Genomic DNA, 5,789 nt, shown 5'->3' on the forward strand with positions numbered 1-5,789 from the left:
GATGTGCCGTGATCCATGTCCGGCGATGGTCATGAAGCGGACGATGGCGTCATCGACGCTGGTCAGGATCAGTGCGAGCAACACTGTCTCGATGCCGACGACCGCCATCAGCGCATTCATGCCCAGCGTGCGTGCCGGCAACAGCGACAGGAGCAGCACCGTCGCGGCCACCACCCCGGCAATCGGGCGGTGCGAACATGCCCGGAGCGTCCATCCCGGTCGCGTCATGTCAGCGAAGCGCCTCGGTATCCTGACACTACCCCTCAGGCCGGCGACCAGACCCCCGCCGATATAGGCGGGAACGCTGACGACCAGCAGTGACGGGCGGGCGATCAGCGTAACCACAGCTAGCAGCGCTAGCCCGACGCCGTGCCATGCAGCCCCGTAACGTCGGCGCATCTGCGGGTGCAGGGCATCGGCTGCGAGCAGTCCGTCGAAGGCATGGAAGGCGAGGCGCGTCGCGACAAGGCGTCCCGCGCCCATACCGATCACCATGCCGGCAGCGAGTGCCGCCCAAGCCGCAACCGTCCAGGGGCGGTCGCCGAACCAAGCGCGGACGACCGCGAACGCCGCAACCAGCATGAGCGCGGCGATCACCCGGTCGTGCCAGCCCGCGAACGTCACGCGGATCGTGTTCCAGGCGATCAGCCGATCCTGACGGAACAGACGGTTCGTTTCTTCCTGTGCCGATCGGGTGTCTACTGATGATAATACCATATCGGCATTCTAAAAATTGGGATGATCAAGCCAAGACGTGTAATCCACACTTCACCACGATATTACCGCTTCATGGTCGCAGGCGGCATAATGGAAGCCCGCTAATTCTCAAAACACCATCGTTTTCGGGAAAGGCGGTCATGTGCGCAAGGGCAACTCTAGGCCATCGCCGTTCCGAATGCCGCCGGACCGCTAACCATCAAGATCAGTCATTACCTCAATTGTCGCATCAAGAACCTCACCCCTCGCGGAACGATCCGAACCGATCCGGCAGCGGTGCCTTCGCCGCGATCGTCTCCTTCCCCTCCCGCGACACGGTCAGTTCCGCGGCGTGCAGCAGCATCCCCCCGATATCGGCATTGCCGTAGACCGGATCGCCCACCACCGGCACGCCCAGCCCCGAGGCGGCGTGGACGCGGATCTGGTGCGTGCGCCCGGTCGCGGGGACGAATTCCACCAGCGCGCGGCCCTCGAAGATCTTCAGCAGCCGCCAATCGGTCCGCGCCGCCTTGCCGCCCTTGTCCGGCACGATCCGCCAGCCATCCTCGCGCGTGCTGGTCTTGCCGAGCGCGAGGTCGATCGTGCCGCCATCGCCCACCGGCACGCCGTCCAGCACCGCCAGATAGCGCTTGCCGACCAGCCCCTGCTCGAACGCCTGCTGCAGCCGCGCATGCGCCTTGGGGTTGCGCGACAGCAGCAGGCAGCCGCTGGTGTCGCGGTCGAGCCGGTGGACCGCCAGCGGCCAGCGCCTGAAGCCGAACTTCAGGCTGTCGAGCTGGTTCTCCAGGCTGAGCGATCCGTCGCGCGGACGATCGACGGGGAGCCCGGCGGGCTTGTCGATGACGAGCGCTTCGCCATCGAGGAACAGGACATTGTTGACGAGCATGTCCCGGCCCTTGCCACCATGCGGCCGCGCGTGCCAGACCCGGCGGCGATGATGCGCCGCAGCACGATCCCGCTCGCGGTCGCGATGCTGGCGTTATTCGCCACGCCCGCGGGCGCGCAAAGCTGCCCCGATTTCCGGCTGCTCGGGCATTTCCGCTACGACAACGCGCCTGAAGAGACATTGGCATCGGTTCCATCCGAGGAAACCGTCCGGCACGATTGCCGGTTGCGGAGCGTCGTTCTGCCCGATCTGGCGGCATTGCTGGCAGCGGCGAGAACCGATCCGCGCACCGGTGGTCGATTGCTGGCCTTGTCCTGTTTCCGATCGGTCGAACGGCAGATCGCGGTATTCGGGCGCGAGCGGCCGGAGAGCGGCGCGGCCGATCGCGCGATCTCGGTCGCGCCGCCCGGCTATAGCGAACATGCCACCGGCTATGCGCTCGATTTCGCGGTGCGGCCGGCGAACGGGTGTCCCGACGTCGATGCCTGCATGGCCGCTTCGTTGCCCGCAAAGTGGTTGCTGGCCAACGCGCCGCGGTTCGGGTTCGAGCTTTCGTTTCCGGGCGGCAACAAGCAGCAGGTGAAATGGGAGCCGTGGCACTGGCGCTGGGTCGGCCGCAACGCCGACGTGCCGGACGCCATGGCGGCACGCCGGGTATTCGCGTGCGCGCGGGCGCGGTTCCCGGCGAACCCGGCGGTTGCGCCATCGATCCTACAACCGCCAGCGCAACCGCCAATACTCGTCTCGAAGCCTGAGTAAGCGGCGAATTACGCCAGCTTCGCCGCCGTCTCGGCGATCCGCTTGCCCTGGTAGCGCGCGGCGTCGAGTTCCTCCGCGTGCGGCTGGCGGCTGCCGTCGCCATCGGAGATCGTGGTCGCACCGTAGGGCGATCCGCCCTTCACCTCTTCGACCCCCATCTGCGCCTGGAAACCGTAATCGAGCCCGACGATCGTCAGGCCCTGGTGGAGCAGGTTGGTGATGATCGAGAACAGGGTCGTCTCCTGCCCGCCATGTTGGCTGCTGGTGGAGGTGAACGCCCCGCCGACCTTGCCGATGAGCGCGCCCCTGAACCACAAGCCGCCGGTCGTGTCCCAGAACGCCGCCATCTGCGCGGGCATCCGGCCGAAGCGGGTCGGCGCACCGACGACGATCGCGTCGTAATCGGCGAGAGCGTCGGGGCTTTCGATGACGGGATGCTTGGTGTCGGTCTTGAAGTGCGCGGCTTCGACGACTTCCTTGGGCGCGGTTTCGGCGACACGGCGGATGTCGACCTCGGCACCGGCCGAACGTGCGCCTTCGGCGACGGCGTCGGCCATCTGTTCGATATGGCCGTAGGAGGAATAATAGAGGACGAGGACCTTGGTCATTGGATTTCCTTCTTCTCCCCCTCCCGCAAGCGGGAGGGGGCTGGGGGGTGGGCGCTCCGCTGGTCGCGGGCGATGGACGTGGAGGGGGCGAAGACGCTCGATTACGTAAGGGATGATCCGAGGATAGCGAGCGCCCACCCCCGGCCCCTCCCGCTTGCGGGAGGGGGGCAGAAGTTATTGCGCGTCGACCAGCACCAACTCAGCCTCCTCTATCGCGGTGATCGCGTAAGTGCGACCACCCGACAACGCGACACCGTCGCGCGTATCGATCCGCGCACCGTCGATCTCGATCGATCCAGTCGCCGGTACCAGATACGCATGACGACCTGTACCGACATCATGCTCCACCGTCTCGCCCGGCTTCAGCGTCGCGCCCATGACGCGCGCTTCGGCGCGGATGCGGAGCGCGCCGGCATCCTCCGCGAAACCGCTGGCCAGCACGACGAAGTTGCCCGACCGGTCGCCCTTGGGAAACGGCTTCGCTCCCCAGCTCGGCGTGCCGCCCCGCGTGGCGGGTTCGATCCAGATCTGGAACAGCGTCGTCGGTTCGCCTTCCAGATTATATTCGGCGTGCCGTACACCCGAGCCCGCGCTCATCACCTGCACGTCGCCCGCCCCGGTGCGGCCGCGATTGCCCATCGAATCCTGATGCGTGATCGCGCCCGAACGGACATAGGTGATGATTTCCATGTCCGAATGCGGATGTGGCGGGAAGCCCGTGTTCGCGGCGATCCGGTCGTCGTTCCAGACACGGATCGACCCCCACCCCGTCCGATCGGGGTCATGATAGCCGGCAAACGAGAAATGATGCCGCGCGTCGAGCCATCCGTGATCGGCATGGCCGAGGCTGGCGAAGGTACGACGATCGATCGTGGTCGTGTCGGGACGGGTCTGGGTGGCGAGCATGGGAGCCTCCTTGGTTGCGCCCAAGATAGGGTGCGGTTCGCGCGCGTAAACGGAAACGCTAGAAACCGATGGTTTCCCCAATTAACATGAACTGCTGGAATCGGGGGAACAGGACGATGCGATTACCCGATTTCGAGGCCTGGGCGATCTTCGCGACCGTCGTGGAGCATCATTCGTTCAGCGCAGCCGCCGATACGCTCGGCCTGTCCAAGGCCACCGTATCCAAAGCGGTGTCGCGGCTGGAGGCGCATCTGGGCACGTCGCTGTTCCATCGCACCTCGCGCCGGCTCGCGCTGACCGAGGCGGGGCGCCCGCTGGCCGAACAGGCTGCGCGCATCCTGGCGGAGGCGCGCGCGGCGGAGGAGCAGGCGCAGGATGGTGCACGCCTGCCGGCGGGGCGCATCCGCGTCGCCGCCCCGATGAGCTTCGGGGTCGTCAATGTCGCGCCGCTGCTCGCCGAATTCCTCGCGGAACATCCGGGGATCGAGATCGAACTGCATCTGTCGGATGCGCGGATCGACATCGTGGCCGAGGGCTTCGATGTCGCGCTGCGGATCGCCGCGCTGCCCGACAGTTCGCTGCGTGCGCGCCGGCTCTGCGGGATCGTGGGCCATGTCGTCGGCGCGCCTGGCTATCTCGACCGCCACGGGACGCCGACGCACCCCGCCGATCTCGCAAGGCACAGGCTGCTGGGCTATACCAACGTCACCGGGCCGTGGCGGTTCGCCGGGCCCGACGGGGCGGAGGTGTTCGTGAAGGCCAGCGGCCCGCTGAGCGCGAACAGCGGCGAGGCGATCCTGCCCGCGTTGCTGATGGGGCTCGGCATCGCGCGGTTGCCCGACTTCATCCTGGGCGATCACCTGACGTCGGGCGCGCTCGTCGAGATCCTTCCCGACTGGCGTCCCGCCGAGGTCGGGCTGCATCTGCTGACCCCGCCCAGCCCGTTGCGCCCCGCGCGCGTCGAGGCGCTGATGACCTTTCTTACGGAGCGACTGCGATGAACCGTCTTGCCCCCGATGCGGAGGACAGCCGGTTCATCCGGCGGATCATCATCCTGATCGTCATCGCCGCCGTCACCGCAGCACTGTACCGCGCGGGTAATTTGCTGATCCTCGCGTTCGGATCGATGCTGGGCGCGATCGTGATCCACGCCATTGCGGAGGGGTATCGCGATCGGCTGCGGCTGCCCGGGAAGATCGCGCTGGGGTTCGCGATGCTGACTGTCCTGTCGGCGATCGCCTTCCTCGGCTGGCTGTTCGGGGTACAGTTCCGGGCGCAGCTCAACCTGCTGATCGTGAAGCTGCCCGGCATCCTCCAGCAATTCTCCGCCTGGGCGTCGCAGTCGCCCGTCGGCGCGAAGATCGTCGATGCGGCGAAGGCCGCCTATGCGGGCAGCAAGGCGGCGCAGGACGTCGGCGGGCTGGTCCAGGGGGGTGGCGAGCTGCTCGTCAACATCGTGCTGTTGCTGTTCGGCAGCCTGTTCTTCGCGGTGAATCCCAGGATGTACGAACGTGGTTTCCTGCTGCTCGTCCCGCCCGCCAAGCGCCCCGCGTTCGAGGATGCGCTGTTCGACGTCGGATCGACGCTCAGGCTATGGCTGCGCGCGCAGATCATCGAGATGACGACGATGGGCGTGCTGGTCGGCGTCGGTCTGTGGATCGCCGACGTACCATCCGCCGCCGCGCTCGGGCTGCTGGCGGGGCTGTCGGAGTTCATCCCCTATATCGGCCCGACCGCGGCGATGCTGCCCGCGCTGGGGCTGGCGGCGACGATCGGCAGCGGGCCCGTCATCGGGACGCTCATCACCTATGCGATCGTCCGCGTGGTCCAGACGAATTTCGTGACGCCCTTCGTCACCAGCCGCGTCGTCTCGATCCCGCCTGCGGTCACCTTGTTCGCGATTCTGGGCATCG

Annotated in this window: 7 protein-coding genes; 3 read left to right on the forward strand and 4 right to left on the reverse strand. The window is 66.9% G+C overall.

From position 1 onward, the window contains the following. Both ACFE7D_RS13735 and ACFE7D_RS13740 read right to left on the reverse strand, forming a co-directional pair. Nucleotides 1-717 (reverse strand): hypothetical protein (locus tag ACFE7D_RS13735; RefSeq protein ID WP_375395977.1); only part of this gene is annotated, 717 nt, incomplete at its 3' end. A gap of 238 nt (nucleotides 718-955) precedes the next feature. Continuing rightward, the gene (locus ACFE7D_RS13740; RefSeq protein WP_375395978.1) at nucleotides 956-1,603 is read right to left on the reverse strand and encodes an RluA family pseudouridine synthase; all 648 of its coding nucleotides are present in this window, start codon (nucleotides 1,601-1,603) and stop codon (nucleotides 956-958) included. 30 nt (nucleotides 1,604-1,633) lie between these two features. Here ACFE7D_RS13740 and ACFE7D_RS13745 point away from each other — a divergent pair, with 30 nt between their 5' ends. Continuing rightward, nucleotides 1,634-2,362: a M15 family metallopeptidase gene (locus tag ACFE7D_RS13745; protein ID WP_375395979.1), complete on the forward strand. Its 729-nt coding sequence runs from the start codon at nucleotides 1,634-1,636 to the stop codon at nucleotides 2,360-2,362. Between the two features lie 8 nt (nucleotides 2,363-2,370). Here the strand turns inward: ACFE7D_RS13745 and wrbA are convergent, their stop codons facing one another. Next, on the reverse strand, nucleotides 2,371-2,970 hold the full coding sequence (wrbA, locus tag ACFE7D_RS13750; protein ID WP_375395980.1) for an NAD(P)H:quinone oxidoreductase: 600 nt from the start codon (nucleotides 2,968-2,970) through the stop codon (nucleotides 2,371-2,373). 174 nt (nucleotides 2,971-3,144) lie between these two features. Next, entirely contained in the window at nucleotides 3,145-3,876 is a 732-nt protein-coding gene (locus ACFE7D_RS13755; RefSeq protein WP_375395981.1) for a pirin family protein, read from the reverse strand. A gap of 116 nt (nucleotides 3,877-3,992) precedes the next feature. Here ACFE7D_RS13755 and ACFE7D_RS13760 point away from each other — a divergent pair, with 116 nt between their 5' ends. Then, nucleotides 3,993-4,877, forward strand: a complete 885-nt coding sequence (locus ACFE7D_RS13760; protein WP_375395982.1) for a LysR family transcriptional regulator — start codon at nucleotides 3,993-3,995, stop codon at nucleotides 4,875-4,877. Beyond that, the coding region (locus tag ACFE7D_RS13765; protein ID WP_375395983.1) for an AI-2E family transporter at nucleotides 4,874-5,789 on the forward strand (916 nt) is incomplete at its 3' end. The genes ACFE7D_RS13760 and ACFE7D_RS13765, both read left to right, overlap by 4 nt.

This window comes from uncultured Sphingomonas sp. (genome assembly GCF_964244235.1).
Lineage (GTDB): Bacteria > Pseudomonadota > Alphaproteobacteria > Sphingomonadales > Sphingomonadaceae > Sphingomonas.

Bases quoted from the DNA above. Each gene is read 5' to 3' on its own strand.
- ACFE7D_RS13755 (WP_375395981.1), bottom strand. From the start codon at position 3,876: ATGCTCGCCACCCAGACCCGTCCCGACACGACCACGATCGATCGTCGT.
- ACFE7D_RS13740 (WP_375395978.1), bottom strand. From the start codon at position 1,603: ATGCTCGTCAACAATGTCCTGTTCCTCGATGGCGAAGCGCTCGTCATC.
- ACFE7D_RS13760 (WP_375395982.1), top strand. From the start codon at position 3,993: ATGCGATTACCCGATTTCGAGGCCTGGGCGATCTTCGCGACCGTCGTG.
- wrbA (WP_375395980.1), bottom strand. From the start codon at position 2,970: ATGACCAAGGTCCTCGTCCTCTATTATTCCTCCTACGGCCATATCGAA.